22 protein-coding genes, 2 pseudogenes and 1 riboswitch are annotated in these 26,566 nt (G+C 73.3%); of the genes and pseudogenes, 9 read left to right on the plus strand and 15 right to left on the minus strand.

The window, feature by feature from the left end:
* Window positions 1–47: 47 nt before the first annotated feature.
* Together ACZ607_RS19415 and metE are read right to left on the minus strand one after the other, a co-directional pair.
* On the minus strand, window positions 48–875 hold the full coding sequence (locus ACZ607_RS19415) for an aldo/keto reductase (RefSeq protein WP_469736098.1): 828 nt from the start codon (window positions 873–875) through the stop codon (window positions 48–50).
* Between the two features lie 210 nt (window positions 876–1,085).
* On the minus strand, window positions 1,086–3,404 hold the full coding sequence (gene metE, locus ACZ607_RS19420; protein WP_469736100.1) for a 5-methyltetrahydropteroyltriglutamate--homocysteine S-methyltransferase: 2,319 nt from the start codon (window positions 3,402–3,404) through the stop codon (window positions 1,086–1,088).
* A 159-nt stretch (window positions 3,405–3,563) separates the two neighbouring features.
* Window positions 3,564–3,783, minus strand: a riboswitch (cobalamin riboswitch).
* A gap of 317 nt (window positions 3,784–4,100) precedes the next feature.
* On the opposite strand from metE, the gene ACZ607_RS19425 reads away from it, so the two are divergent.
* Window positions 4,101–5,654: a glycoside hydrolase family 43 protein gene (locus tag ACZ607_RS19425; RefSeq protein ID WP_469736102.1), complete on the plus strand. Its 1,554-nt coding sequence runs from the start codon at window positions 4,101–4,103 to the stop codon at window positions 5,652–5,654.
* A 25-nt stretch (window positions 5,655–5,679) separates the two neighbouring features.
* On the opposite strand, the gene ACZ607_RS19430 is transcribed toward ACZ607_RS19425, so the two are convergent.
* Genes ACZ607_RS19430 through modA form a run of 3 tightly spaced genes read right to left on the minus strand, consistent with a single transcriptional unit; the run spans window position 5,680 to window position 8,446 of the window.
* Window positions 5,680–6,768, minus strand: a complete 1,089-nt coding sequence (locus ACZ607_RS19430; protein WP_469736104.1) for an ABC transporter ATP-binding protein — start codon at window positions 6,766–6,768, stop codon at window positions 5,680–5,682.
* Complete coding sequence (modB, locus tag ACZ607_RS19435) at window positions 6,765–7,625, minus strand: molybdate ABC transporter permease subunit (protein WP_469736106.1); 861 nt, start codon at window positions 7,623–7,625, stop codon at window positions 6,765–6,767. The genes ACZ607_RS19430 and modB overlap by 4 nt, the downstream gene beginning before the upstream one ends.
* Window positions 7,622–8,446, minus strand: coding sequence for a molybdate ABC transporter substrate-binding protein (gene modA / locus ACZ607_RS19440; RefSeq protein ID WP_469736108.1), 825 nt, complete (start codon window positions 8,444–8,446; stop codon window positions 7,622–7,624). The genes modB and modA overlap by 4 nt, the downstream gene beginning before the upstream one ends.
* Before the next feature lie 419 nt (window positions 8,447–8,865).
* On the opposite strand from modA, the gene ACZ607_RS19445 reads away from it, so the two are divergent.
* Genes ACZ607_RS19445 through ACZ607_RS19460 form a run of 4 tightly spaced genes read left to right on the plus strand, consistent with a single transcriptional unit; the run spans window position 8,866 to window position 13,518 of the window.
* On the plus strand, window positions 8,866–9,999 hold the full coding sequence (locus ACZ607_RS19445; RefSeq protein ID WP_469736110.1) for a polyprenyl synthetase family protein: 1,134 nt from the start codon (window positions 8,866–8,868) through the stop codon (window positions 9,997–9,999).
* Window positions 9,996–11,531: a phytoene desaturase family protein gene (crtI, locus tag ACZ607_RS19450; RefSeq protein ID WP_469736112.1), complete on the plus strand. Its 1,536-nt coding sequence runs from the start codon at window positions 9,996–9,998 to the stop codon at window positions 11,529–11,531. Before ACZ607_RS19445 ends, crtI begins: the two co-directional genes overlap by 4 nt.
* The gene (locus tag ACZ607_RS19455) at window positions 11,528–12,514 is read left to right on the plus strand and encodes a phytoene/squalene synthase family protein (RefSeq protein WP_469736113.1); all 987 of its coding nucleotides are present in this window, start codon (window positions 11,528–11,530) and stop codon (window positions 12,512–12,514) included. Before crtI ends, ACZ607_RS19455 begins: the two co-directional genes overlap by 4 nt.
* Window positions 12,511–13,518: a DUF5914 domain-containing protein gene (locus ACZ607_RS19460; RefSeq protein ID WP_469736115.1), complete on the plus strand. Its 1,008-nt coding sequence runs from the start codon at window positions 12,511–12,513 to the stop codon at window positions 13,516–13,518. Before ACZ607_RS19455 ends, ACZ607_RS19460 begins: the two co-directional genes overlap by 4 nt.
* 3 nt (window positions 13,519–13,521) lie before the next feature.
* On the opposite strand, the gene ACZ607_RS19465 is transcribed toward ACZ607_RS19460, so the two are convergent.
* The 5 genes from ACZ607_RS19465 to ACZ607_RS19485 all read right to left on the minus strand — a co-directional run bounded on the left by ACZ607_RS19465 (window position 13,522) and on the right by ACZ607_RS19485 (window position 20,098).
* Window positions 13,522–15,087 carry an FAD-dependent oxidoreductase gene (locus ACZ607_RS19465; RefSeq protein WP_469736117.1) on the minus strand — a complete coding sequence of 522 codons (1,566 nt, stop codon included), beginning with the start codon at window positions 15,085–15,087 and terminating at the stop codon, window positions 13,522–13,524.
* On the minus strand, window positions 15,084–15,818 hold the full coding sequence (locus ACZ607_RS19470) for a methyltransferase domain-containing protein (RefSeq protein WP_469736119.1): 735 nt from the start codon (window positions 15,816–15,818) through the stop codon (window positions 15,084–15,086). The genes ACZ607_RS19465 and ACZ607_RS19470 overlap by 4 nt, the downstream gene beginning before the upstream one ends.
* The gene (locus ACZ607_RS19475) at window positions 15,815–17,023 is read right to left on the minus strand and encodes a lycopene cyclase family protein (protein WP_469736121.1); all 1,209 of its coding nucleotides are present in this window, start codon (window positions 17,021–17,023) and stop codon (window positions 15,815–15,817) included. Before ACZ607_RS19475 ends, ACZ607_RS19470 begins: the two co-directional genes overlap by 4 nt.
* Window positions 17,020–18,285, minus strand: a complete 1,266-nt coding sequence (locus ACZ607_RS19480) for an NAD(P)/FAD-dependent oxidoreductase (protein ID WP_469736123.1) — start codon at window positions 18,283–18,285, stop codon at window positions 17,020–17,022. The genes ACZ607_RS19475 and ACZ607_RS19480 overlap by 4 nt, the downstream gene beginning before the upstream one ends.
* 271 nt (window positions 18,286–18,556) lie before the next feature.
* Window positions 18,557–20,098: an alpha/beta hydrolase gene (locus tag ACZ607_RS19485; protein ID WP_469736125.1), complete on the minus strand. Its 1,542-nt coding sequence runs from the start codon at window positions 20,096–20,098 to the stop codon at window positions 18,557–18,559.
* 91 nt (window positions 20,099–20,189) lie between these two features.
* Here ACZ607_RS19485 and ACZ607_RS19490 point away from each other — a divergent pair, with 91 nt between their 5' ends.
* Window positions 20,190–21,146: a MerR family transcriptional regulator gene (locus ACZ607_RS19490; RefSeq protein ID WP_469736127.1), complete on the plus strand. Its 957-nt coding sequence runs from the start codon at window positions 20,190–20,192 to the stop codon at window positions 21,144–21,146.
* A gap of 33 nt (window positions 21,147–21,179) precedes the next feature.
* On the opposite strand, the gene ACZ607_RS19495 is transcribed toward ACZ607_RS19490, so the two are convergent.
* Window positions 21,180–21,608 (minus strand): hypothetical protein, encoded by a 429-nt coding sequence (locus ACZ607_RS19495; protein WP_469736128.1) that lies wholly within the window; start codon window positions 21,606–21,608, stop codon window positions 21,180–21,182.
* A 175-nt stretch (window positions 21,609–21,783) separates the two neighbouring features.
* Between ACZ607_RS19495 and ACZ607_RS19500 the strand changes: the two genes are divergently transcribed.
* Window positions 21,784–22,071 carry a DUF4190 domain-containing protein gene (locus tag ACZ607_RS19500; RefSeq protein ID WP_469736130.1) on the plus strand — a complete coding sequence of 96 codons (288 nt, stop codon included), beginning with the start codon at window positions 21,784–21,786 and terminating at the stop codon, window positions 22,069–22,071.
* 78 nt (window positions 22,072–22,149) lie between these two features.
* On the opposite strand, the gene ACZ607_RS19505 is transcribed toward ACZ607_RS19500, so the two are convergent.
* Window positions 22,150–23,361, minus strand: coding sequence for a phospholipase D-like domain-containing protein (locus ACZ607_RS19505; protein ID WP_469736132.1), 1,212 nt, complete (start codon window positions 23,359–23,361; stop codon window positions 22,150–22,152).
* 158 nt (window positions 23,362–23,519) lie between these two features.
* On the opposite strand from ACZ607_RS19505, the gene ACZ607_RS19510 reads away from it, so the two are divergent.
* The gene (locus ACZ607_RS19510) at window positions 23,520–24,692 is read left to right on the plus strand and encodes an epoxide hydrolase family protein (RefSeq protein WP_469736134.1); all 1,173 of its coding nucleotides are present in this window, start codon (window positions 23,520–23,522) and stop codon (window positions 24,690–24,692) included.
* Between the two features lie 34 nt (window positions 24,693–24,726).
* Window positions 24,727–25,119: an SgcJ/EcaC family oxidoreductase gene (locus ACZ607_RS19515; RefSeq protein WP_469736136.1), complete on the plus strand. Its 393-nt coding sequence runs from the start codon at window positions 24,727–24,729 to the stop codon at window positions 25,117–25,119.
* Between the two features lie 16 nt (window positions 25,120–25,135).
* Here ACZ607_RS19515 and ACZ607_RS19520 read toward each other — a convergent pair whose 3' ends face one another.
* The 3 genes and pseudogenes from ACZ607_RS19520 to ACZ607_RS19530 all read right to left on the minus strand — a co-directional run bounded on the left by ACZ607_RS19520 (window position 25,136) and on the right by ACZ607_RS19530 (window position 26,531).
* Window positions 25,136–25,735, minus strand: a complete 600-nt coding sequence (locus ACZ607_RS19520) for a flavodoxin family protein (RefSeq protein WP_469736138.1) — start codon at window positions 25,733–25,735, stop codon at window positions 25,136–25,138.
* Between the two features lie 242 nt (window positions 25,736–25,977).
* A pseudogene (locus tag ACZ607_RS19525) lies at window positions 25,978–26,079 on the minus strand (cysteine hydrolase); the annotation flags it as partial.
* 81 nt (window positions 26,080–26,160) lie between these two features.
* Window positions 26,161–26,531, minus strand: a pseudogene (locus ACZ607_RS19530) (VOC family protein).
* Between the last annotated feature and the right edge of the window lie 35 nt (window positions 26,532–26,566).

Consider the following 26,566-nt stretch of genomic DNA (forward strand, 5'->3'; position numbering starts at 1 on the left):
CGCCCCTCGCCGGGGGCGGGTCCTGTGCCCGATCGGCCCGTGACGGCTCAGCCGTTGAAACGGTCCGGGTCGAACCCGGTGCGCTCGTCACGGTTCAGGGCGTTGATCTCGCCGATGTCCCCTTCGGTGAGTTCGAAGTCGAAGAGGTCGAAGTTCTCCTGGATGCGCCGCAGCGTCACCGACTTGGGGAACACGATGTCCCCGCGCTGCAGATGCCAGCGCAGCGTGACCTGCGCCGTCGACTTGCCCACCCGCTCGGCGATACGCGTCAGCGCCGGGTCGTCGAGCACCTTGCCCTGCGCGATCGGCGACCAGGCCTCGGTGGCGATGTCGTGTTCGGCACCGAAGGCCCTGACGGCGTCCTGGGTGAGGTACGGATGGACCTCGATCTGGTTGACGGCGGGCACCACCGTGCTGCCGTCCAGCAGACGGCGCAGATGGTGCGGCTGGAAGTTCGAGACTCCGATGGCCTTGACGCGACCCGAACGGTAGATCTCCTCCAGGGCCTTCCAGGTCTCCACGAAGTCACCCTTGTCGGGCAGCGGCCAGTGGATGAGGAAGAGGTCCAGATAGTCGAGCCCCACCTTGTCCATGGTGCGCCCGAACGCCTGGAGGGCGTCGTCGTACGCGTGGGCGTCGTTGTTCAGCTTGCTGGTGACGAAGACATCGGCACGGTCGAGGCCGGACTCCCTGACCGCCTGGCCGACCTCCTGCTCGTTGCCGTACATCTGTGCCGTGTCGATGTGACGGTAACCGGTCTCCAGAGCGGCCAGAGTGGTCTCGCGGGTGTCCTCGGCAGGGATCTGGAAGGTCCCGAAGCCGAGCTGGGGGATCTCCACACCGTTGTTGAGCGTGATGGCGGGTACGGAGGGCACGGATGACTCCTTCTCGTGGGTGTCGGGGCCGGTCTGCGGGCGGTGGCTCGCGGCACGCAGCGGAGCGCTGTGTTCCGCCCTCCCTGCGGCGTACCCGCCATCAAACAGCACAAACAGGTCGAAATGACGGAATACCTGCCCGGCTGAGCGAGGCACCCGGCAGGGGCGGCCGGGGCCGGGACACATTCCGGCCCCGGCCGCCCCGGAGCGTCAGGACGCCGACAGCTCGCCGCGGACCGTACGCGCCGCGGCCACGAGGTTCTCCAGCGACGTACGGGTCTCCGGCCAGCCGCGGGTCTTGAGCCCGCAGTCCGGGTTGACCCACAGCCGCTCGGCCGGGATCGCCTTCAGCCCGGTGCGCAGCAGCTCGGCCGCCTCCGCGACGCTCGGTACCCGGGGGGAGTGGATGTCGTACACGCCGGGCCCCGCCTCACGCGGATACCCGTGCTCCGCCAGCTCATGGGCGACCTGCATGTGCGACCGCGCCGCCTCCAGGCTGATCACGTCCGCGTCGAGGTCGTCGATGGCCTGGACGATGTCGCCGAACTCGGCGTAGCACATGTGCGTGTGGATCTGCGTGTCCGGCCGCACCCCGCCGGTGGTGAGCCGGAACGACTCCGTCGCCCACGCCAGATAGGCCGCGTGGTCGGCGGCCCGCAGCGGCAGCGTCTCGCGCAGCGCGGGCTCGTCGACCTGGATGACCGACGTCCCCGCGGCCTCCAGGTCGTCCACCTCGTCCCGCAGCGCGAGGGCGACCTGCCGGGCGGTGTCGCCGAGGGGCTGGTCGTCGCGGACGAAGGACCAGGCGAGCATGGTGACGGGCCCGGTGAGCATGCCCTTGACCGGCCGGCCGGTGAGGGACTGGGCGTACGTCGTCCAGCCCACCGTCATCGGCTCGGGGCGCGAGATGTCACCGGCCAGCACCGGCGGGCGGACATAGCGGGTGCCGTAGGACTGGACCCAGCCGTGCTGCGTGGCGAGGTACCCCGTCAGCTGCTCGGCGAAGTACTGGACCATGTCGTTGCGTTCGGCCTCGCCGTGCACCAGGACGTCCAGGCCGGTCTTCTCCTGGAAGGAGATCACCTCCTGGATCTCGGCCTTGATGCGCTCCTCGTACCCGGCCGCGTCGATGCGTCCGGCCCGCAGGTCCGCGCGGGCGGTGCGCAGTTCGGCGGTCTGCGGGAACGAGCCGATGGTGGTCGTCGGCAGCAGGGGCAGCCCGAGGTGCGCGCGCTGGGCGGCGGCACGCTCCCCGTACGGCTGGGAGCGGCGGGAGTCGGCGTCGGTGACCGCCGCGGTCCTGGCGCGTACGGCGGGGTCCCGGGTGACGGGCGAGTTGGCGCGGGAGGCCAGGTCGGCCCGGTTGGCGGCGAGTTCGGCGGCGATGGCGCCGGTGCCCTGGGTGAGGCCCTTGGCGAGGGTGACGATCTCGGCGGTCTTCTGCCGGGCGAAGGCCAGCCAGCGCAGGACCTGCGGCTCGATGTCCCGTTCGGCGGCGGTGTCCAGGGGGACGTGCAGCAGGGAGCAGGAGGGCGCCACGTCGATGCGTCCGGCGAGCCCGAGCAGGGTGCCCAGGGTGGACAGCGACTTCTCCAGGTCGTTGATCCAGATGTTGCGCCCGTCGACCACACCGGCGACCAGCCGCTTCCCGGGGAGCCCGCCGGCGGCGGCCAGGGCGTCCAGGTTCGTGGCGGCTGCACCGGTGAAGTCCAGCGCGAGCCCGTCCACCGGCGCCTTGGCCAGGACGGTGAGGGCCTCGCCGAGCCGGCCGAAGTAGGAGGCGACGAGCAGCCTGGGCCGGTCGGTGAGCGAGCCGAGACGGTGGTAGGCGCGCTCGGCGGCGTCGAGTTCGGCCCCGGTGCGGTCCTGGACGAGCGCGGGCTCGTCGAGCTGCACCCAGTCGGCGCCGGCCGCCCGCAGGTCGGCGAGCACCTCGGCGTACACCGGCAGCAGGCGGTCCAGCAGGGTGAGCGGGTCGAAGTCCGCGGCCACACCGGGGGCGGGCTTGGCCAGGAGCAGATAGGTGACCGGGCCGACCAGGACGGGCCGGGCGGCCGCCCCCAGCGCGACGGCCTCCTTGAGCTCGGCGACCTGCTTGGCGGAGTCCGCGGTGAACACGGTGTCCGGGCCCAGCTCCGGGACCAGGTAGTGGTAGTTGGTGTCGAACCACTTGGTCATCTCCAGCGGGGCGACGTCCTGGGTTCCGCGCGCCATCGCGAAGTAGCCGTCCAGCGGATCGGCGGCGACCGCCTCACGGTGCCGGTCGGGGACGGCCCCGACCATGACGGTGGTGTCCAGTACGTGGTCGTAGTACGAGAAGTCCCCGGTCGGGACCTCGTCGACGCCGGCGTCGACGAGCTGCCGCCAGTTCGTACGGCGCAGATCCGCGGCTGTGGCGCGGAGGGCGTCGGCGGTGACCCGCCCCTTCCAGTAGCCCTCGACGGCCTTCTTCAGTTCCCGGTTCCGTCCCTGCCGGGGGTAGCCGTGGACGGTGGACCGCGCTGCCGCGGTCGCGTGCTCGGTGGTCACGGAGATCTCCTTCGCGAGATGAATCCCTGAGATCCCGGCGACGGGACGAGGGCACGAAGGGGTGACGCACAGGGCGGGAAGCGTCGGACGACGCGGAGATCCGCCAGGTGTGCACGCCGACCCGCCCACGAGGTCACCGGGATGTCCGCGCACGATTCGTCCGTGCGCGGGCAGTTGGCAGGTCTTCGGACTCGCGGGCACGTCCTCCGTGAGGACACCTAATGGCCGTCGCTTCCCAGGTCCGGTACGTCGGACCCAGTGCTCATGACGGCGGTCGTTCCCGCTCACCGCTGCGGGGCAGTCCCGGAATTCCACCGGGTTCCCTCTTACGACGCATCCCGCCTGGCGGACGGGGCGAACCAGCTGCACCCGCAAGCCTACGGGGCGTTCCGAGGGCGCGGTGCGTCAGGTCCAGCATGCGGATGGCGCGTCGCGGGCTCACGCGGGTCCCGTATCCGGCCCCACCGGGCGGAGGCGGTCACGGGCGGGGGTCCGGCCGCTCCACCCATGTCCGCGCTCCGGAGCGGCCGGGTCGGGAACGGGCGTCGAAGCGATTCGACACGCCACCCCGGCAGGCAACCGGGAGCAGCAGGGCCGGAATTGTCCATTGACACCCTTCCGGTGGACTGGCACCGTCGAAGCGCTTCAACGATCATGGCCGTGGGTCTCGGCCCTGGCCGACCCCGAGGACGGACCGTGGCGTTCTTCGACAATCCCGTGATCCCGGGCTTCAGCCCGGACCCGAGTATCTGCCGCGTGGGCGAGGACTACTACGTGGCGACGTCCAGTTTCGAATACGTGCCCGGAGTGCCGCTGTGGCACAGCAGGGACCTGGTGCACTGGCGGCTGATCGGGCACGCCCTCGACCGCCCCTCGCACCTGTCGCTCCCCGACACGGCTCCCGCCTCCTGCGGGGTGTACGCGCCCACGCTGCGGCACCACGACGGCCTCTTCCTGATGATCACTACCGTGGTGGCCGGCGCGGGCACCGTCCTGGTCACCGCCGAGGATCCCGCCGGGCCGTGGTCGGATCCGGTGCCGGTCGGCATACCCGGCATCGATCCCGATCTGGCCTGGGACGACGAGGGGAACTGCTGGTGCGTGTTCTCCCACGACGGGATCCGCGGGGTGCGCATCGAGCCGGGGACGGGCGAACTGCTCGGCGAGCCCGTGGAGATGTGGTCGGGAAGCGGCCTCCAGTACCCCGAGGGCCCGCACCTCTACAGGATCGGCGACTGGTGGTACCTGCTGCTGTCCGAGGGCGGCACGGAACGCGGGCACGCGATGTCCGTGGCCAGGGCCCGCACCCTGCCGGGGCCCTTCGAACCGCACCCGGACAACCCCGTCCTGTCCCATCGCAGCACCGGACACCCCGTGCAGAACACCGGCCACGGTGACCTGGTGCAGGCGCACGACGGCACCTGGTGGATGGTGCTGCTGGGCACCAGGCCCCGAGGCGACACACCGGGGTACCACGGCATGGGCCGGGAGACATTCCTGGCACCGGTGCGCTGGGAGGACGGCTGGCCCCTGCCGGGACCGCTCGAACTCCGTTCCCAGGCGCCCGGGTTGACCCCGCACCCCTGGCCCGCAGAGCCGCACCGGGACGACTTCGACACCCCCGCCCTCGCACCCTGCTGGGTGTCGCTGAGGCGTCATGACCCGGATGCCGCGCGCCTCGACGAGCGGCCGGGCCATCTGGTGCTGCACGCCCGGGCCGACGGCATGGAGAAGCCCGGAGCGCTGTTCGTCGGGCGGCGCCAGCGCGACGCCGACTGCGTGGCGCGGACCCGGGTCGACACCGGTGAAGGAGGCCGGGGCGGCCTCGCCGTACGGCTCGACGAGGCACACCACTACCAGGTGGAGACGGAGAACGGCACGGTGCGCGTGGTCGCCCGGATCGGTCCCCTGCGTCAGACCGTGGCCGAACGGGACGTACCCGCCGGGCCTTTGACGCTGCGGGTCGACGTCACCACCACGGACGTCCTGCCGCCCACCGTCACCGTACGACCCACTGATCCCGGTCACGCGGAGCAGTCGGGCCTGCGCGTCGGCGGCCCCGACACCCTCCGCCTCGGGTACGAGACCGACGACGGGCACGTCGAGATCCTCGCCGAACTCGACGGCCGCTACCTCACCACCGAGGTCGCGGGCGGATTCACCGGCCGTGTCGTCGGCATGTACGCGACCCGGGGCGCGCCGGCCTTCGACTGGTTCGAGCTGAGGCCGGCCCACCCGGAGCCGGCATGACGGTCCTCGGCCCCGAAGGAGGGGCTCAGACCGGATAGGCGTGCGTCTGCGTCGCCTTCACCGTCGCCCAGACCGCCGCGCCGGGGCGCAGGTCGAGCTCCGCGGCGGCGACCGTCGTCAGGTCCGCGGCGAGCGGAAGCTCCCCGGTGAGGTCGGCGCGGATCTGGTCACCGTGGGTCTCCAGGCCCGCGATCTCGCAGTGCCAGAGATTGCGGGCACTCGCACCGGCGGGCCGCTCACGGTGGAGGGTGACCGCGTTCGGCGGGAAGGCGACGAAGACCGGGCCGGACAGGTCCTCCGTGGTGGTGACGCTGGGACCGGCGTCGAGCCGGACGGTGTGGCCGTCCGCCGTCCCCCGGAAGAGGTTCAGGCCGACCAGCTGAGCGATGTAGTCCGTACGGGGATGGCGGGCGATGTGGGACGGCGCGCCCTCCTGGACGACCCGGCCGTCCTCGACCACGACCAGGCGGTCGGCCAGCACCATGGCGTCCAGCGGATCGTGCGTGACCAGCACGGCCACGGCCTCGAACTCGGCCAGGTGACGCCGCAGTTGCGACCGCACCTCCAGGCGGGTGCGGGCGTCCAGCGCGGCCAGCGGCTCGTCCAGGAGCAGCAGACGGGGCCGGGTGGCCAGCGCGCGGGCCAGGGCGACCCGCTGGGCCTGCCCGCCGGACAGCTTGCGCGGTCTGGCGCCGGCATGGTCCGCGAGTCCCAGACGGCCGAGCCACTCGGAGGCCTGCGCCCGGGCCTCCGCCTTGCCCGAGCCGTGGCAGCGCGGTCCGAAGGCCACGTTGTCCAGCGCGGTGAGGTGAGGGAAGAGCAGATAGTCCTGGAAGACGACGCCGACGGGCCGGGACTCCGGGGGCGTACGCTCCAACGCCTGTCCGTCCAGCAGCAGATGGCCTTCGGTGAGCGGTGTCAGACCGGCGAGGGCCCGCAGGGCGGTGGTCTTGCCGGCGCCGTTCGGGCCGAGCAGGGCGACGACCTCGCCGGGCGCGACGGCCAGCGCCACATCGAGGCGGAACGTGCCGCGCCGGACGACGAGACGGGCGTCGAGGCCCTCTCCGCGCACATCGGGGCGGGGGCCGGGAGCGGTGTCGTGGGTGTCGGTCATCCTGCTGTCATCCAACGGTCGCGCAGGCCGGCCAGCACCGCGACGGACACGGTGAGCAGGACCAGGCTGAGGGCGATGGCCGCCTCCGGGTCGCTCTGCAGCGCCAGGTACACGGCCAGCGGCATGGTCTGGGTGCGGCCGGGGAAGTTGCCGGCGAAGGTGATGGTCGCACCGAACTCGCCGAGGGCGCGGGCCCAGGCCAGCACGGCGCCCGCGGCGATGCCCGGGGCGATCAGCGGCAGCGTGACCCGGCGGAACGCGGTGAAGCGGGAGGCGCCGAGCGTGGCGGCGGCCTCCTCGAAGCGCGGGTCGGCGGCGCGCAGGGTCCCCTCGACGCTGATGACGAGGAACGGCATCGCGACGAACGCCTCCGCGATCACGACCCCCGCCGTGGTGAACGGCAGCGTGATCCCGAACCAGTCGTCCAGCGACTTCCCGACGATCCCGTTGCGGCCGAGCGCCATCAGCAGCGCCACACCGCCGACCACGGGGGGCAGGACCAGCGGCAGGGTGACGAGGGCCCGTACGAGACCGCGCCCGCGGAAGTCGACGCGGGCCAGCAGCCAGGCCAGCGGCACCCCGATGACCAGGCTGACGGCCGTCGCGGCCGTGGCGCACACCAGGGACAGCTGGAGCGCCTGCCAGACCTCGGCACTGGTCAGCAGCTCGGGCAGACTGCGCCAAGGAGCCCGTACGAGCAGGGCGACCAGCGGCACGATCAGGAACGCCAGACCGAGCAGGGCGGGCACCAGGAGCGGCAGCGGAACACTCCGGGCGCCGCCGGTCCGGACACGCCGGCGCCCCGGCCCGCCCCGGAGGGGGCCGGCCGCGGCGACGGGCCGGTCGAGCTCGGTCACGGCTTGAGGAACCCGGCCTCGGTCAGGACCTTCTGGCCCTCGGAGGACTGCACCAGGGCGATGAACGCCTCGGCGGCGTCCGCGTTCTGCGTGTCCTTGAGCCGGGCGATCGGGTAGTCGTTGATGGCGTCGGCCGATTCGGGGAAGTCCACGCCCTCCACCTTGCCACCCGCCGCGTGCACATCCGTCTTGTAGACGACGGCCGCGTCGGCCTCCTTCAGCTCGACCTTGGTCAGAGCGGACTTGACGTCCTGCTCGTAGGAGACCGGGGTGAGCTTGAGCCCCGCGGCGTCGAGGGCCTTCTGGGCGGCGGCGCCACAGGGCACCTCCTTGTCGCAGAGGACCACTTTGAGGCCGGAGTCGGTGAGGTCCTTCAGGGAGGAGATCTTGTCGGGGTTGCCCGGCAGTGTGGCGATCTCCAGCTGGTTGCGGACGAAGGTGGCGGGCGTGCCGGAGGCGTCCCCCGCATCGGTGACGATCTTCATCGTCTTGGGGCTGGCCGAGGCGAACACGTCGGCCGGAGCGCCGCCGGTGATGCTCGCGGCGAGGGAGTCGCTGCCGCCGAAGCTGAAGGTGACCTTCGTGCCGGGGTGTTCCTTCTCGAACTCCTTGCCCAGGGTCGTGAAGCTCTCCTTGAGCGACGCCGCCGCGAACACGGTCACCGTGCCGGACAGCTTGTCCGACGGGGAGGCGGACCCCGAGGAGTCCGACGCCGACGAGGAGTCGTCGGACGACGAACAGGCGCTCAGGGCCAGCAGGGCGGCGGCCCCCGCGGCGGCCGTCTGAAGGGTCCGGCGGGTCCGGCGCGCGGTACGGGTCATCACGGGTCTGCTCCCTCTTCGTCCTGACGGGCACGACCACCTGCGGTCCTGGCGGACCCGTTCATGGACCGGTGCGCGCACGCGCGGCGGCGCCCCCGGTCCGGCAGGCGTGCATAGGCTGATCATACTGCCGCAGATGCGAGGGAAAAGTCCCTTGTCACTTCGCATGACGCGCAATCGTGATCGCCGTGGTTGGCATGTGCGTTCGTACGGTCTCCAAGGCCGGAGGTGCGTCACGGACCGGCGGGGGACCGGTCCCCGCTCCGCCCGCCGCCCCCACCACGCCGTTCGGCCCGCCGTACGGGTGAACTCCGCTCCGACCGGGCCGGGCGACGGGCAGGCATAGGGGCATCCGCGGTCCTCGCGGCCGGAAGCACCGGTGGACGCGGAAGCGGACAACCGAGCGAAAGGGGCTGTCCATGCTCGGTCCACGGGCGACGAGGGACACCGCGGACGCGGGCCCCGGCGGGGTCCCGCGCACGGCGGCCGAGGCGGCAGCGGCCGTCGACGCCGTCCTCGCCGAGCACCTGCACGACCGGGTGGCGGAAGCCCGGAAGGTGGACGCCGTGTTCGCCGACGAGGTGGCCTCCCGGGTGGCGGCGTTCGTCCTGCGCGGCGGCAAACGGCTGCGGACGGCCTTCGTGTGGTGCGGATGGCTGGCTGCCGGCGGGACCGGCGACCCCGGGACACCACTGCGCGTAGGGGCCGCCCTGGAACTGCTGCAGGCCTGCGCACTGGTGCACGACGACGTCATGGACGAATCGCCGGTCCGCCGGGGCGCGCCCGCCGTCCACGCGGACTTCGAGCGTGCCCACCGGGCCGGCCGCATGCGGGGTTCCGCCTCGTCCTACTCCGCCACCGCCGCCGTGCTCGCCGGGGACCTCGCGCTGGCGTGGGCCGACGACCTGCTCACCGAGACGGCGCTCGCCTCCCCCTACGGCGAACGGCTCCACCGGGAGTGGCAGGCGATGCGGGGCGAGATGGTCGCCGGGCAGTACCTGGACATGCGGGCCCAGGCGACCGGATCCTCCGACCCCGCCGAGGCCAGGACCATCGCGACCCTCAAGAGCGCGCTCTACACCGTGGCGCGGCCGCTCGCCCTCGGCGCGAGCCTGACGGAGGCCGGCGCGGGCGTCGTGGACGGGCTGCGGTCCGCCGGGCGATGCGCGGGACTCGCCTTCCAGCTCCGCGACGACCTGCTGGGCGCCTTCGGGGACCCCGCCGTCACGGGGAAGCCCGCCGACGAGGACCTGCGGTCACGCAAGCTCACCTGCCTCCTCGCGGCAGCGATCCGTCTCGCCACCGAGTCGGGCGACACCGAGGCCCTGGCGGTACTCGGCCCCGGGGGCGGCGACGAGGGCCCGGTCGACCGCATGCGCGCCGCCCTGGAACGTACGGGCGCCCGGGCCGCGGTCGAGGAGGAGATCACCGGGCTCTCCGAGGCGAGCCTGCGCCACTTCGCGGACACCGGCGCCGACCCGCGGGCCCGGCGGGAGTTCGCCGCGCTGGTGGCCAGAGCCGTGGGCGCCGCGCGGAACGGGGCGGGCGCATGAGGACCGTCACCGGACCCACGGACCATGTGGTGGTGGTCGGCGCCGGACTGTCCGGCCTCGCCGCCGCCCTTCACCTGCTGGGCGCGGGACGACGGGTGACCGTGGTCGACCGCGACCCGGGGCCCGGCGGCCGCGCGGGCCGGCTGGAACTCGGCGGCTACCGGGTCGACACCGGACCCACGGTGCTGACCATGCCCCATCTGGCCGACGAGGCCTTCGCCGCCGTCGGGGACAGCCTCCACCGGAGGGTCGAGCTGATCCCGCTCCACCCGGCCTACCGGGCCCTCTTCGCCGACGGCAGCCGGCTGGACGTCCACACGGACGGCGACGCGATGGAGACCGAGGTCCGCAGGTTCGCCGGAGCCACGGAGGCCGAGGGCTACCGGCGGCTGCGGCGCTGGCTGGAGCGGCTGTACCGGGCGCAGATGCGCCGCTTCATCGACACCAACTTCGACTCGCCCTTCCAGCTCCTGCACCCGGACCTCGCCAGGCTCGCCGCCCTGGGCGGTTTCGGCCGGCTCGACCCGCAGATCGGCCGGTTCCTCTCGGACCCACGGCTGCGCCGCGTGTTCTCCTTCCAGGCGCTGTACGCGGGCGTCGCCCCGGCCCGTGCCCTCGCCGCCTACGCCGTCATCGCCTACATGGACACGGTCGCGGGCGTCTGGTTCCCGAAGGGCGGCATGCACGCGCTGCCCCGGGCGATGGCGGACGCGGCCACCGACGCGGGAGGGGAGTTCCGCTGGTCGGCCGAGGTGACCGCACTGGAGCGTACGTCCGGGCGGGTACGGGCCGTCCGGCTGGCGTCCGGCGAGCGGATCGCCTGCGACGCGGTCGTCCTCACCCCGGACCTCCCCGTGGTCCACCGGCTCCTGGGCCGGGCGCCCCGGCGGCCCGTAGCGCTGCGCCACGCTCCGTCGGCCGTCGTCCTGCACGCCGGCACCGACCGCACCTGGCCGGAACTGGCCCACCACACCCTGTCGTTCGGCTCCGCCTGGGAGAGCACCTTCGACGAACTCACCCGGACCGGGCGGGTGATGAGCGACCCGTCGCTGCTCATCACCCGCCCGACGGCACACGATCCGGCACTGGCGCCCGAGGGAAGACACCTGCACTACGTCCTCGCCCCCTGCCCCAACACCACCACCGGCCCCCCGGCCCCCGCCTGGCGCGATCTGGGCCCCCGCTACCGGGACGGCCTGCTGGCCGAGCTGGAACGCCGGGGCCTCCACGGCTTCGAGGCATCCGTCGACCGGGAACTGCTCGTCACCCCGGTGGACTGGACGGCACAGGGCCACGCGGCGGGCACCCCGTTCTCCGTGTCCCACACCTTCGCGCAGACCGGCCCCTTCCGGCCACGCAACCTCGTACGCGGCTACGACAACGTCGTCCTCGCCGGATGCGGGACCACCCCCGGGGTGGGCGTGCCGACCGTCCTGGTCAGCGGCAAGCTCGCCGCGGCCCGCATCACGGGCGCTCCCCGCGCGGCGGGCCCGCGCCGCCGTCCCCCCGTCCTCGAAGGGCAGAGCCGATGAACCACCGCGAACTCGACGCCGCCGGGATCACCGCACCGGCCCTGCGCGCCGCCTACGCCCGCTGCCGGCGGCTCAACGCCCAGCACGGCCGCACCTACTTCCTCGCCACCCGGCTGCTGCCCGTCGAACGCCGCTGCGCCGTCCACGCGCTGTACGGCTTCGCCCGGTGGGCCGACGACATCGTCGACGACCTGGACCGAGGCCGGCCCCCCGAGGAGCGCGACCGCCTGCTGCGTCTGCTGGAGAGCGACCTGGCCCACGGCCTGCGCACCGGGGACGGCGACGAGCCCGTCGTCAGGGCCGTGGCGCACACCGCCGCCCGCTACGCCATCGACCACGGACTGTTCGCCGACTTCCTGGCGTCCATGCGCAGCGACCTGACGGTCACCGAGTATCCGACGTACGCCGATCTGCGTGCCTACATGCACGGTTCGGCGGCGGTGATCGGCCTCCAGATGCTCCCGGTGCTCGGGACGGTCGTGGCCCGTGAGGAGGCGGCCCCGCACGCGGCCTCGCTCGGGGTGGCCTTCCAGCTGACCAACTTCCTGCGGGACGTGGGCGAGGACCTGGACCGCGGCCGTGTCTACCTGCCGGCGGACCTGCTCGCCGCCCACGCCGTGGACCGCCCCCTGCTGGAGTGGAGCCGCCGCACCGGCCGGCACGACCCGCGCCTGCGGGCCGCGTTCGCCGAGGCCGACACGGTGATCCGGGCCGTGTACAGGGAGGCGGAACCGGGCATCGCCATGCTGGAGCCACGGGTGCGGCCCTGCATCCGTACGGCCTTCGTCCTGTACCGGGGGATCCTCGACGCGGTCGCCGCCGACGACTACCGGGTGCTGCACCGCCGTGCCGTGGTGCCGCGCCGCCGCCGGGCCGTCACCGCGGCCGGCGGGCTCGTACGGATCCTGGGAGCGCGGCTGCGCCCCGGACCGTCCACGCCCGCCCGGGGCGCGTCCGCCGGGGCGGAGGGCTCCCTGCGATGAACACCCCGCGCAGAACGACGCGATGGACGTCACCGCTGCGGGTGCGGCGCGCCCCCCGCTGGGAACGGCAGGCACCGACCTGGCGCGAGGCGCGGCCCCCCGTGATCGCCGAGGCGCTGAAGCGGGCGACGGCCCGCCCGTCCGGCAACTGGTACGTCGCCGGCGCCTCCCGGGAGATCGGGGCGAGGGACCGCCCGTACGGCCGGACGATCGCCGGGGTCGAAGTCGTCCTGTGGCGGTCCGAGGACGGCACCCCGCACGCCGGGCCGGGGGAGTGCCCCCATCTGGGAGCCCCGCTGCGCGACAGCCGGGTGGTGTGCGGGACGCTCCTGTGCCACTGGCACGGACTGGCCCTGGACGGAGGGCCGTTCGCCGGGTGGGAACCGTACCCGGTGCACGACGACGGGGTCCTGGTCTGGGTGAGGCTGGACCGGGCCGGGGGCGAGCCCCCGCTGGAGCGCCCCGCCGTCCCGCCGCGGCCCGTACCGGCGGACGCCGTGGACGCGGTGTTCACCGCCGTGGGCCGGTGCGAACCCGAGGACGTGGTCGCCAACCGGCTCGACCCCTGGCACGGTTCGTGGTTCCACCCGTACGCGTTCGTCGGCCTGAGCGTGGCCGGCACCCCGGAGGGCGGCGGGGAGGACGCGTTCACCGTCGACGTCTCGTTCAAGGTGGCCGGCCGGCTGGTGGTGCCGGTGCGGGCGGTGTTCACCGCACCCGGGCCCCGCACCGTGGTCATGCACATCACCGACGGGGAGGGCGCCGGGTCGGTGGTGGAGACCCATGCCACCCCGCTGACCGCGCCCGGCGCCGCGGCCCCCAGGACCGCGGTCGTGGAGGCCGTCGTCGCGGCCTCCGACCGCCGGGGCTTCGCCCTGGCCCGTGCCGCGGCGCCCGTCCTGCGCCCTCTCATGCGCCGGACGGCCGGCCGGCTCTGGCGTGACGACCTGGCGTACGCCGAGCGCCGCTGGTCGCTGCGGAGCACCGGGCGTTTTTTCGGCTGAGCGTCAGCGCCGCGCGGCCAGGCCCGCGAGGGCGCGCAGGGCCGGGGAGCGCCCGGCGCGCGGAACGGTCCACAGCACCTGCCCCCGGATGCCCCAGCCGGCCAGGAGCGCGTTGGCGGCGAGGAAGCCCGAGGTCGCGGCACGCTCCATCAGGGCGACGGGAAGACCGGTGCGGACCAGGTCACCCGCCAGCACGACCCGGGGGTGAGGGGTGCGCACGGCGGGCCGGCGCCGGTAGCCGCCCACGGAGAAGACGGGACAGTCGGCGCGCCACTCGTGGCGGGCGTCGACGACCCGGGCGTCCGCCGTCTCCGGATAGATCTCGTGCAGCCGCTCCAGCACGCGGCGCTGGACCTCCTTCCGCTCGGCGCCCTCCTCGACGGCGTAGGCGTGCAGTTCGACCACGGAACCGCCCGTCCGCGCGGCCCACCGGGCCGACTCGCCCTCCCAGCGGTCGAGGACGCTGACGTTGTCGAGCCCGTCGAAGCCGCTGGTGCCGAGGAACCCCGGCCGGTCCCCGCGCACGGGGCGGTCCAGCCACAGCCGGGACACGAGGAACGGGGGCGCCGTCCGCAGGGCCGCGATGTCCGCACGCCAGGGCGCGTCCCCCAACTGCTCGGACGCGCCGACGACATGGCGCAGACCTCGGGTGTCCAGGGCGAGGACCACGGCCTGGTGGAGGGCGGCCGTCCCGTCGGTCTCCACCACCAGGTCCCCGCCGCCGGCCGGGCGGACACGGTGGACCGGAGTGCCGGTGCGCACCTCGGTGCCGAGCCGCCGCAGATACGCGGCCAGCGGTTCCCAGAGCGCCCGGGGGAACGGCTCACGCGGCACATCGAAGAGGAGCCCCTCGGACGACCCGAGGAAGTAGATGTGGAACATCAGCAGCAGCTCGGCGGCGGAGAGCTCACGCGGGTCGGCGAAGAAGCTGCGCGAGAACACCTCGAAGGCCAGATGACGGGCCGCCTCGGGGAAGTTGATCCGGTGCAGGAACTCCTCGGCGCCGACCTCGTCGAACCGCTCGTACACCTCGGGGACCCGCACGTCGAGCAGCGGCAGGGCCTCGCGGGGGTTCAGCGCGGCGAGGTCGCGCAGACCGAACGCCGGGCTGAGCGCCACGAATCCGAGCACGCTCCACGGCGGGGTCCTCGGCACCCGTGCGAAGCCGTCCGCCATGCCGTCGCGGTGCAGGAGCGGATAGTCCGGCAGCGGGGTGAGCATGGAGAGCCCGGGGTCCGTACGGCGCAGCAGTCCACGCAGGTTGTAGTACTGCCGGAAGAACGCGTGGAAGCCCCGGCTCATCGTCGCGGGTGCCCCGTCGGCGAGCTGGACCGGCCAGCCTGCGAGGCGCCCGCCCAGGCTCTCCCCCTGCTCGTACAGCGTCACCCGGACACCGCGTTCGGCGAGCGCGGTCGCCGCCGCGAGACCGGCGATCCCGCCGCCGACCACCGCGGCGGAGGGCGCGTCGCCGGTGAAGCGGGCGCGCCCCGGCTCCGGCAGGAGCACCTCGGCCCTGCGGTCACGCCCGTGCCGCCGGGCCGCGTCGGGGCGCCGCCCGCGGGCACTCATGAGGCGTCGGCCCTTACGGGCTCCTCGCCGCGCCGGGCGAGGAAGGCATGGACGATCCCGGTCTGCCAGCCGCCGACGGGCACGGTCCGCACGAAGGGGAAGCCGGCCCGGCCGATCCGCCGCGCGAAGACGGGGGCCGTGTCGAAGTCCAGGACACTGCGCCACAGATGGTGGTACAGCGCGCGGTCGCCGGTCAGCGTGCCCGCCGGGACGATGACACCCCGGCACACCGCGTTCCACACCGCCCGGTGCACAGGGGAGCCACTGAGGCTGTACTCGTGCGCCAGCAGACGGCCGCCCGGACGCAGGAGCGCCCGCACGGCTTCCAGGACGGTGCCGGGCTCCGCGACGTTGCGGAAGAGATAGGCGGCGAACACGGCGTCGTACGAACCGTCGTCCTCGGTGGTGGGGATCTCCTCCGCCGCCCGGTGCACGAAGCGGACGTTCGCGGGCCAGCGCTTCGCCCGCGCCCGCTCCAGCATGCCCGCGGAGGCGTCGACCGCCGTGATCCGTGCGTACGGCGCGGCCCGCAGCAGCGCACGCGTGGACGCGCCCGTGCCGCAGCCCAGGTCGAGCACGCGCAGCCCCCGGCCGCCCCGGGGCAGCCGGAGCCGGTGCGCGGAGCGCAGAAGATCGGACCGGTAGCCCGGATTCAGCGCGGTGAGCCGGTCGTACGTGTGTGACGCGTGGTCGAAGGCGCGCGCCAGATCGTGGTCCCGGAGCAGGGTCATCGGGGGCTCTCTTCGGATCGGCCGGTCTCCCGGCGGGCGAGGAAGGGGAGTTCGGCCGCGGTGCGCAGCATCGGGCCCACGGGCGTACGCAGACCGATCCCGAACTCCTCCCACGGCGTGCTCCCGCCGTCGAGGAAGCGCAGCAGACGCTCCATGGGGACGCGGCGGAACAGATCGGTGAAGAAGCGCGGCCCGTCCACACGCCCCGTGTCGAGGGCCCGGAGCAGCACGGCGTCCATCGCCAGAGCCCTGCGCCCGTGCGGCGGCGGCACCCCGGGGGACCCCCGGCGCAGCGCGGCCGCGATCGCCCGGCTCTGCCGCTGCACCGCGGCGAACGTGTAGCCGGTCGCCGGGCGGGTGGCGCCCCCGGCGGCGCCGATGCGGAAGACGGCGCTGCCGGTCCGCCGGGGGTAGTGCCCGTCGGTCATCGGGATGACGCCCTGCTCGGCGGACTCCACCACGAACCGGCCGAGCCGCAGGACCCCCTCGGTGTACTGCCGCAGGGCCGCCTCGTACGCGTCCGTCGTGAGCGGGGCACGGGAGAACTCGGTGTACTCCACCAGCGCCCGGTCGGGTGCCAGCGGCAGCACATAGCCGAACGCGAGACCGTGGCCGGGCTGCGGGACACGGAAGTCCATGAGATCCGCGACGCCCGGCTCGAACCGGGGGACGTCGGTGCGCACGAACCAGCCGCGGAAGTGCTGGAGCAGCAGCGTGCGGTGCGGCGGCGCGCGCCGCACGGGCCGTGAGTCGAAGACGTAGCCACCGCGCACGGTGAGCGGCTGCCCGTCGGCCGTCGTGCAGCGCACCTCGGCGCCGTACGGGGTGTCGCGCACCTCGTGGGCGGTGGCCCGCAGGACGCGGGCCGCCGGGGAGGCCGCCAGCCGGGAGTGGACGAGCCGTTCGAACGGCCCCGAGCGCACCATGCGGTAGCGCAGGGGCGCGGGATCCGACTCGATCACGTCGCCGTCCGGGCCGCGCACCCGCAGCCGCTGCCAGGAGGCGACGACGGCTTCCTCGAACTCGCCGGTGCCCGCCTCCCAGTAGCACCAGGTGCGCTCGGCGGGGCGCAGCGGCCCGTCGGGTGCCTCGACCAGCGTCACTTCCGCACCGGCCTCGGTGAGGCAGTGGGCCAGGCAGAGTCCGGCGGCGCCACCGCCCACGACGACGGCGTCGTCCACCCGCTCCCGGCCGGCCCCGGTCACGTCCTGGGGGTCCGGGCGGCGGCCCGGTCGGCCAGCACCTCGCGTGCGGCGCGGCTGCCGGAGGCCAGGGCGCCCTGCACCGACCCGGTGGCCCGATGGTCCCCGCACACGTAACGGCCCCGTGCGAAACGGGTCGTACGGCTCAGCGGCCAGGGCGGCCGCATGGCAGGCAGGGCGCCCTCCACGGTGTAGGCGCCGACCGTGTCCCAGGTGCTCGTGTCCGTGTCGTACAGCTCGGCGAGCCGGGCGCGGACCGTGTGCTCCCCGCCGGGCGGGCCGGCACCGAGGACGGAGGTGGACACCAGCGCCGTGCCCGGGGGAGCGTAGGAGGGGGCCACCTCGGTGAGGACACAGCTGTTGAGGACCGCGAGGCCGCTGTCGACGACCAGGGTCGGTTCGGACAGCGGGGACCGGGCGGCCGCGTGGTAGTACGTCGTCACCGTACGGCTGTCGGGCACCGGCAGCCCGGGCAGCAGCCGGGCGGCCGTGGCGGAGTCCGTGGCCACCACCACGGAGGCCGCCGGGCGCTCGCCGCCGTCCGCGAGGAGCACCCCGAAGTCCGTCACCTCGGCGACGGCCGAACCGAGCCGGAGGGCGCCCTCGGGCAGCCGTCCGGCGAGCTGGGCCGGCACGGCGCCGATGCCGTGGGCCGGCAGACAGAGCGTGCCGCGCGCCATGCTCCGCCACACCAGGTGCAGGAAGCGCGCCGAGGTCTCCAGCCCCTCCTCCAGGAACACCCCGGACAGGAACGGCCGCATGAGGTCCTCGATCGCGCGCGGCGACAGCCCGGCGCGGACGAGCGCCTCGGACGCCGTACGGTCGCGCATGTGCCCCAGACGCCCCGGAGGGAGCAGGACGTCACGGGCCGTCAGCGCCGCGAGGGCGGCGAGGTCCCGGGCGGGGAGCACGCGTCCGGGCATCAGCTGCGCGGCGTCCCCCGGCCGGCGGGTGGGGTCGGTGAGGCGCACCCGCCCCGAGGACGTGCGGGCGATCAGGCCGGGGGTGAACGGGCGCAGACGCAGGGCCCGCAGATCGAGGCGCTTGCGGACCTGCGGATAGGAGGTGTTGAAGACCTGGAAGCCGCGGTCCAGGAGGAAGCCGTCCCTGCGGTCCGTACGCATCCGGCCGCCCACCCCGTCGGACGCCTCCAGCAGCTCGACGCGGAGGCCCGCCTCACCGAGGTCGAGTGCGCAGGCCAGCCCCGCCAGTCCGGCACCGACGACGACGGCGTCCGGCGGCGGTGGATACGGTCGGTTCGTCATCCGGGGTCCCTCGGCTCGGCCCCGTACGGCTGACGGGTTGTCAACCCGATCACGTTCCGGGCGCCGAAGCCAGGAGCCGCCACGGAGATCGCCTCTTCGGTTGACCCGTACGTGTGGCCCGAGCGGCCGTGCGCCGCTCCTCGCCCACGGCCGTCCCCCGTCGGGTCCCTCTTCCGGCGTCGTGCGGATCCCGCGCCCACGCACCCGGACGGGGACCCGCACCGGCCTCGCACCGCACGACCCGCCGGGCGCCCCTGGGCGTACGACCCGGTCAGGCCGTCAGGTGCCGCAGAACCGCACCCATCGCACGGTGCACGGCCTCGCGTGACTCGTCGGTCGGATCGATCGTCTCGAAGCCGTGGTGGCCGTTGGGTACGTCGATCACCTCGATGTCCGCCCGGCTCCGGCGCGCGGCGGCGAGGAACGCCTCGACGGTCGCGGCGATCTCGGCCGACTCCAGTCCCGCCCGCACCAGCACCAGGGGAAGCGACCCCGCGTGGGCGACCGCGTCCGCCGGGTGGAACCGGTCGGCGAGCCGGCCCCAGTTCGGCAGCGGGGCCATGATCGGGTAGTCGGCGGCCAGGCAGCGCAGCCACGGCGGGGGCTTCCCCAGCCAGTCCGCGGTGAGCGGGCCGCCGCCGGAGAAGAACCACAGGGCGACCCGGTCCCCGTCCACCCGCGGATCGGCCCTGACCCGCTCCACCGCGTCCGCCACATCGGCGGCCGCCCGCTCGTAGTCGGCCACCGCGTGCAGTCGGTGGTCCAGCGTGGCTGCCACCACGCCCCGGTCGGCGGCGTACCGCGCGTACCCCCGGAGGGCCGGCCAGTCCCGGGGCGTGGGGCGTGCCTCGGCCGGCACGGGGCCGCCGTGGACGAACACCACCGCCGGACGGGGGCCCTGGGCGGAGGGCGGCAGGTACAGGTCGAGGTTGTCCTTACGCTCGCGGGGCAGCTCGGGCACGTCCAGCAGGAACGGGCGCAGGTGGGCAGGCGGCTCGGTGGTGTCCGCGAGGGACAGCCGGTGCCCCTCGCCCGCCGCGGCCTTCAGCAGCGTCACCGCCAGTGCCCTGGGCCCGGAAAGCATCGGCCAGTGCCCTGTGGGCAGTTCGAAGAAGGTCACCCTGGGGTCCGCCAACGCCCGCAAGCTCGGCTCACCGAGGTCCACGCGGGCCTGGACCATCGCGATGCTCGCCCCGTTGCCGGTGCACAGCACCCCGGCCATGGGCACCGTGGCCGCCGCGCCGGTCAGCCGCAGCGGCTGGAGCAGTGTGCCCAGCGGCTGCGGTGCGGCGAGGGCCGTCAGCCGGTCGAGCGCCGCTTCGGGGAGGTCAGAGGTGCTGCCCCAGAGCCGCCAGGCATCGCGTGCGGGCGGCGGAAGCGCGCCCTCTCCGGCCTCGGCGGCCCGCAGCACCTCCTCGCGCAGACCCTGGTCGGCCACGGCGGCCAGGGCCGGGGCGCCGTCCTGGGGGAGGCCGGAGTCCAGGTACACGATCCGGGCGATCGACTCCGGCCGCCGGTCGGCTGCCCCCAGGGCCGGATGGATGCCGTAGTCGTGGCCGACCAGCACGATCTCCCGGCCCGGTCCCTCTCCCGCCGAGTCGATGGAGTCGGTCACCGAGTCGATCACCGCGATGACGTCCGCGACGTGTGTCTCCAGATCGACGGCCCCACCGGCGGTGGAGGGGCCGGTTCCGCCGAGTCCGGTCAGGGCCACCGCGTGGACCCCCGCCCCCGCCGAGGCCAGCCGCGCGGCTACGTCGTCCCACACCTGCGGGCCGGTGAACACACCGGACACCAGGATGAACACGGTCATGGTCGCTCCTCGATACGCCGTGGCCCGGGACCGGCCCGTTGACCGGCCCCTCTCGCGGGTACCGTAGGAACTCCCCCTGAGGGAGGTTCAAGTGTTCCAGTCGTACGACGGACTGTGCGGTATCGGCGAACTCGCCGAGCGGGCCGGGGTCAGCGTCAAGACGGTCCGCTTCTACTCCGACAGCGGCCTGCTCCCCGAGGCCTCCCGCAGCGCCGGGGGACACCGCCGGTACGGCGCCGAATCCCTCGACCGGCTGCGGATGATCCGTTCCCTGCGCGCCATGGACCTATCGGTCGCAGCGGTGCGTCGCGTCCTGGACGAGGAGGACGCGGCGGGGCGTGAGGGCGGCGCCCTGGAGGACGCCGTAGCCGGACAACTACGCGCACTCGGCTCCCAGTTGAGGGCCCTGCGCTGGAGAGAGGCCGCGCTGCGCTCGGTGCAGGAGTGCCCGCCGGCCGAACGCGCCGACCGGCTCAGGCTGATCGGCGCGGTGACGGCACCGCCCAGCACGGCGCCCCTCGCCAGGTTCTGGCGCGGCTGGCTGCCGCCGAGGATGCCGGCCCGCGCCGTCTCCGCGTTCCTGGAGGCAGCGGTCCCGGAGCCCCCGGAGGAACCGGCCCCGGCCCAGGTGCTCGCCTTCGCCAGGCTGTGCTCCATGGTGTCCCGCCCCTGCGACGGGAACGAGCCGACCCAGCCCCATGCGCACAAGTCCGCCGGAGCCCGCGCGTCGGCCGTGCTCTACGCAGGGCTGGCCGAGGCGTACGACCTGGCGGGCACCGAGATGCGCCGGGGCAGGGCGCCGTACGCGGGGGAGGCGCTCGACGGGTTCGTGGACGCGTACGCGAGTGCCCGGGACACCGCGGACACCCCGGGCTTCCGCCGTACGCTCGCCCGGCAGCTCGCCGCGGACCCGCGCATCGACCGCTACTGGGAACTGACGGCCGAACTGCTCGGCGCACCGGCCGGCCGGCCCGAGCCGACGCCCGGATCCGCGCACGACTGGCTGCTCGCCGCGCTGCAATCCCAAGGACCCGCGCTCACCGCATAGGCCGACGGGGGGGGGCGCCCCGGACGGTTCCTCTCACTGCGGCCGCCCCAGCGCCCAGCCCGACACATCGGAGAGCCGGCCACGCCAGAGAGGCAGGCGCAGGGAACTCGTTCCGCCGAGGACCAGGGTGGCGTCCCTCAGATGGATCCAGCGCGGCAACTGCGTGGCGCCTTCGCCGGTGCTCAGTTCCCTGATCCCCTGGTCCACCGTCTCCGGGAACTCGGCGATCAGGTTCGCGCCCTCGCCCTCGACCTGGCGGAGGCTGCGCGCCCAGTCCGCCTTCCACGCCTCGTGGCCGATCACGTCTCCATGGAGCACGCCACCGGCCAGCGTGAGGGTGATCGGCAGACTGGATCGCAGCTCTCTGTCCAGCAGTTGGATGAGCAGCTGAAGCTGCAGATCGGGTACCGGCTCCGTCACCACCGCCGTCGTCTCCGGCCGTGTCTCGACAGACTCGCTCATGGACCACTCCCTTCACCCGTCAAACGGCAGGTGACAGCCCGTATGCCCCCGGCGGGACCCGGCACACCCCGGCAGAACCGGGTGATTGGGCGGTCGTAAGAGGGGCACCCGCACTTCACCACACGCACACAGCACGATCGCAAGCACCAGTACGACGAACCGACGGGAGAGAGTGATGTCGCACTACGACAGTTCGTCCATGGCCACTCCCAGGTCCGGGACCAACGGCCTCGCCATCGCGAGCCTGGTCTGCGGAATCGTGGGCCTCATCTTCTTCAGCGTGATCCTCGGCCCGGTAGCCATCGTTCTCGGCGCCCTCGGCCTGCGTCAGGTCGCCGCGAAGGGCGGCTCAGGGATCGCGAAGGCCGGACTGGTCCTCGGCATCATCGACGTGATCCTCTTCATCGTCCTGATGGCCGTGGCCGCCTCGTCCGGCGGCTTCAGCTGGTACGTGGGCGGCTGACCCGCCGTACGACCGGAGGAACGTGTGCGCCACCACTCCCCGTGGTGGCGCACATACCCGTGCCCGTACCCGTACGCGTCACAGCCAGCGGCGGATCGGCAGGACGGCGGCCTCGCGCATCTTCTGCACGGGCGAACGCCGCTTCCACCGGGCCCCGTCGATCAGGGTGCTGCGCTCCACGTCCTCATCGAAGTGACCGTCCAGAGTGACGGTGAACTCCCGGTCCAGGACGGCGAGCATGACCTCCTCGTCGTGCTCCAGGGAGCGGCGGTTGAAGTTCGTCGAACCGATCAGCGAGGCGACTCCGTCGACCGTCAGCGCCTTGGTGTGGAGCATGGTCGGCTGGAACTGGTAGATCTTCACCCCGCAGGCCGTGAGCTCCTCGTAGAAGTGCTGACCGGCCAGCCGGCACACCCGCTTGTCGGTGTGCGGGCCGGGGAGCAGGATCTCCACGGATACGCCCCGGCGGGCGGCCTCGCACAGCACACCGATGAAGTACGCGTCGGGCGCGAAGTACGCCGTGGTGAGCCGGATCCGCTCCTCGGCGGACTCCAGGACGACACGGAGCAGGGTCTGCATGTCCTGCCAGCCGTAGCCGGCCGACCCGCGCACGACCTGGACGATCGCGTCCCCCTGCTGCGTGGCGTCGACGAACCTGTCACGTTCGGTGAACAACTCGTCGTGGCACTCGGCCCAGTTCTGCGCGAACGCGGCGGCCAGACCGTCCACCGCGGGACCCTGCACCCGTACGTGGGTGTCCCGCCACTCGCTCTCGTCGCGGGCGTCGCCGCACCACTCCTCGGCTATGCCGACCCCACCGGTGAACGCCGACTCCTCGTCCGTGATGAGGACCTTGCGGTGGCAGCGGTGGTTCTGCTTGAGCGGCGAGAGGTACAGCGGTTTACGGAACCAGGCCACCTCCACCCCGGCCTCGTCCATCAGTGCCAGCTGGTCCTTCTCGATGAGCCGGGAACCGAACCCGTCCAGCAGCAGCCGCACCCGCACACCGGCACGCGCCCGCTCCGACAGCGCCTCGGCGAACTCGAGGGCGATGTCACCCCGCCAGTACACGAACGTCATCATGTCCACGGTGTGCTGCGCGCCGCGGATGGCCTCCAGCATCGAGGCGAAGATCTCGTTCCCGTTGCGGAGGGGGACGAGCTTGTTGCCCTCGGTCGCGGCGATACCGATCAGCCGTTCCAGCCGCCGCCGCAGCCGGTGCGTGCGCTGTGCGTAGACCGCGTCATCGGTTCTGTCCTGCGTGGATCTCTCATCTATGTGGCTGGACATCTCTCACCTGGTGAACTGGGGCGACGGGGGCAGAGAGCGACTGTACTCCCGGGGAGCCGCGCACCCCGAACGGGCGAGTCAGGGGGCGGGCCCCACGCCGGGCGGAACGCCGCAGAACCTTCGGTCACAGCGCGGTCACGGCCCTCTAGGATGCGCTCATGCCGGAAGCCCAGCCCCGCCCCGAGCCCTTCCTCCCGCGCACGCCGCCCGCCGCCCTCGAAGACCTGCGCACGCGGCTGCGCGCGACGCGCTGGCCCGACGCACCCGAGGACGCCGGGTGGTCGCTGGGGACGGACCTCGACGAGCTCCGCGACCTCGTCACCCACTGGGCGGAGAACTTCGACTGGCCGGCGCAGGAGGCCGCGCTCGCCCGGCTTCCCCGCTTCCGCGTCCCGGTGGGCGGGCTGGGGATCCACTTCGTGCACGCCAAGGCCGTCGCGCCCGCCGGGCCGGTGCTGCCACTGGTCCTGAGCCATGGATGGCCGGACTCCTTCTGGCGCTACTCGAAGGTCGTCCCGCTGCTCACCGACCCGGGTGCGCACGGCGCGGACCCCGCCGACGCGTTCGACGTGGTCGTCCCCGACATGCCGGGCTTCGGCTACTCCGACCGGCCCGCCGGCCGGCCGCTCGACTCGATCGCCGTCGCCGGTCTGTGGGCCGAGCTCATGACCGTCCTCGGTTACGAGCGGTTCGGCGCGGCGGGCGGGGACGTCGGCAGCCATGTGAGCCGCTATCTCGGCCTCGACCACCCCGACCGGGTCGTGGCCGTCCACCGCACCGACGGCGGCCTGCCCGTCTTCACCGGGGACCCGGCGGACCTCACGCCCGAGGAACGGACCTGGATGGAGGACGTCGCGGCCTGGAGCGGAGCCGAGGGCGCCTACGCCGCGATCCACCGGACGAAACCCCAGACCGCCGCCTTCGGGCTCAACGACTCACCGGCCGGGCTCGCCGCGTGGACCTTGGAGAAACTCCGCGCCTGGAGCGACTGCGGCGGTGACGTCGGGCGGAGCTTCACCAAGGACGAGATCCTGACGAACATCACGCTGTACTGGCTGACCGGAACGATCGGATCATCCATGCGCATGTACAGCGCGAACGCCGCCATCCCGCCCGCCCAGCTCGCCCGGCGGGTCGAGGTGCCCTCCGGCTTCTCGATCTTCGCCGGTGACGTCGTCCGACCGCCGAGGGCCTGGCTGGAGCGCACGACGAACATGGTGCGCATGACCGAGCCCGCACGCGGCGGACACTTCGCTGCGTTCGAGGAGCCGGAGATCTACGCGGAGGAGCTCCGCGCCTTCTTCCGCCCCTACCGGGCCGCAGCCGCTTGACCTCAAGCGCGGTCGAGGTCACAGGGTGGGCCGCATGCATACCGAAGCAGCTGACATCAAGGCCATCGAACAGGTGGTCGCCACCGTCGAGGCGACTCAGCGAGCCAAGGACGCCGAAGGCTTCCTCGCGCTCTTCCACCCCGATGCCCTCTGGACGACCGGCCATGGCAAGGTCCTGATCGGCTTCGACGCGATCGCCGAGTTCACCCGCGCCGTACTGCCCGCAGCCCAGTGGGACGGCGACGTCACCTACCGGGTGGTCCACGTCCAGTTCCTGCGGTCCGATGTGGCGGCCGTCAAGGTCCGGCAGGTGTACCACTCGGCCCAGGGCGACTCGGAGGGCGCCCCGCTCTACGTCATGACGAAGCGTGACGACGGCCCATGGCTGCTGCACGCCTGCCAGAACACCGAGGTCCACACCGGATAGCCCGGGCGACGGCCTGTCAGGAGGCGGGGTACGGGCCGCCGTTGAGCAGCCCGGCCAGGTGAGCGGCGTTGACGGCGAGGGTGCGCGTCGTCGAGGCGACCGTCTCCGGCGGGCCGTCGAGGTCCTTGTAGTCCGTGCCCCGCATGGCCTCGCCGACCCAGTAGGTGACGGCTCCCGGGGCCAGGGAGAAGCCCAGGTCGTTGAGGCCCTGGAACAGGTCGGCGCTCACCTTGTGGGCGCCGTCCTCGTTCCCCACCACGGCCGCGACGGCGACCTTTCCGTACGTCAGCAGCCGGCCCTGCTCGTCGGTCTCGGACAGTTCGGCGTCCAGACGCTCCAGGACGCGCTGGCAGACGCTGGACGGGTGACCGAGCCAGATGGGGGTGGCGATGAGGAGGATGTCGGCCGCCATGACCTTCTCCCGCAGGGCGGGCCAGGCGTCACCGTCGCCCATGTCGAGCCCCACCCCCGGCCGGATGTCGTGGTCGGCCACCCGCACCACCTCGCCGCTCACCCCGAGTTCCTCGAACTCGGCCATCACCTGGTCGGCGATGAGATGGCTGCTGGAAGGCGTGGGAGAGGAGTTCAAGGTGCAGACGAAGGCCAGAGCACGCATGGCGGGGACACTCCTTCGGGAGGGTGTTCGTACGTCGGTCTCGGCGCCACTGTGCCCGCGGCGGACGTGACCGATTCGGCGCGGCCCCGGAAATGCACCGTACGGAACAGGAAGCGCCCGCACGTGGCGGTACTCAGAATTCGACGCTCGCGGCCTTGCTGATCGACGCGGCCATGTTCCGCTCCATCATCTGGGGGAAGCCTGCGCCCCGGCCTTGACCACGAACAGCGAAGCGTCGTCGGGAGGTGCGGGAGGGCATCGCGCACGGACGGGATGAGAAGGTCGGCATCCGGGTGACTGTACGTGTTGAGCATGTCGATGACGATGAGGGCACTTCGGCTCATAGCTCCTCGTTCTCGCCGTGCGTGACGTGCCGCGCGGGGGCGACACGGCTCGTCGTCGGATCGGGCGGCGGGTGCGCGGCCTCACTCCCAGCAGAGACAGAACGGATGCCCCGCCGGGTCGGCGTACACGCGGAAGCGGCGCTCACCGCCCCGGTCGTCGAGGTCCAGCGGCGTCGCACCCAGCGCCAGCACCTCCTCCTGCGCGCGCTCGACATCCGTCACATCGAGGTCCAGGTGCGCCTGCTGCGAATTCCTGTCGCCCCGGGGCCACTCCGGGGGAACGTGGTCGGCCGCCCGCTGGAACGAGAGGCGTGCGCCGCCCGGGACACGGAGGTCGTACCAGTCCTCGTCGTACTTCGAGACCTCACCCCCCAGAACACCCTGGTAGAAGCCGGCCAGGGAGGCGGGTCACGGCAGTCGAGAGCCACGAGGCCGTACGTCGCGACGGGCATGTCCGGTCCTTTCGTCAGATGCCAAGGGGTGTCCG

This window comes from Streptomyces sp. NPDC104381 (assembly GCF_055583745.1).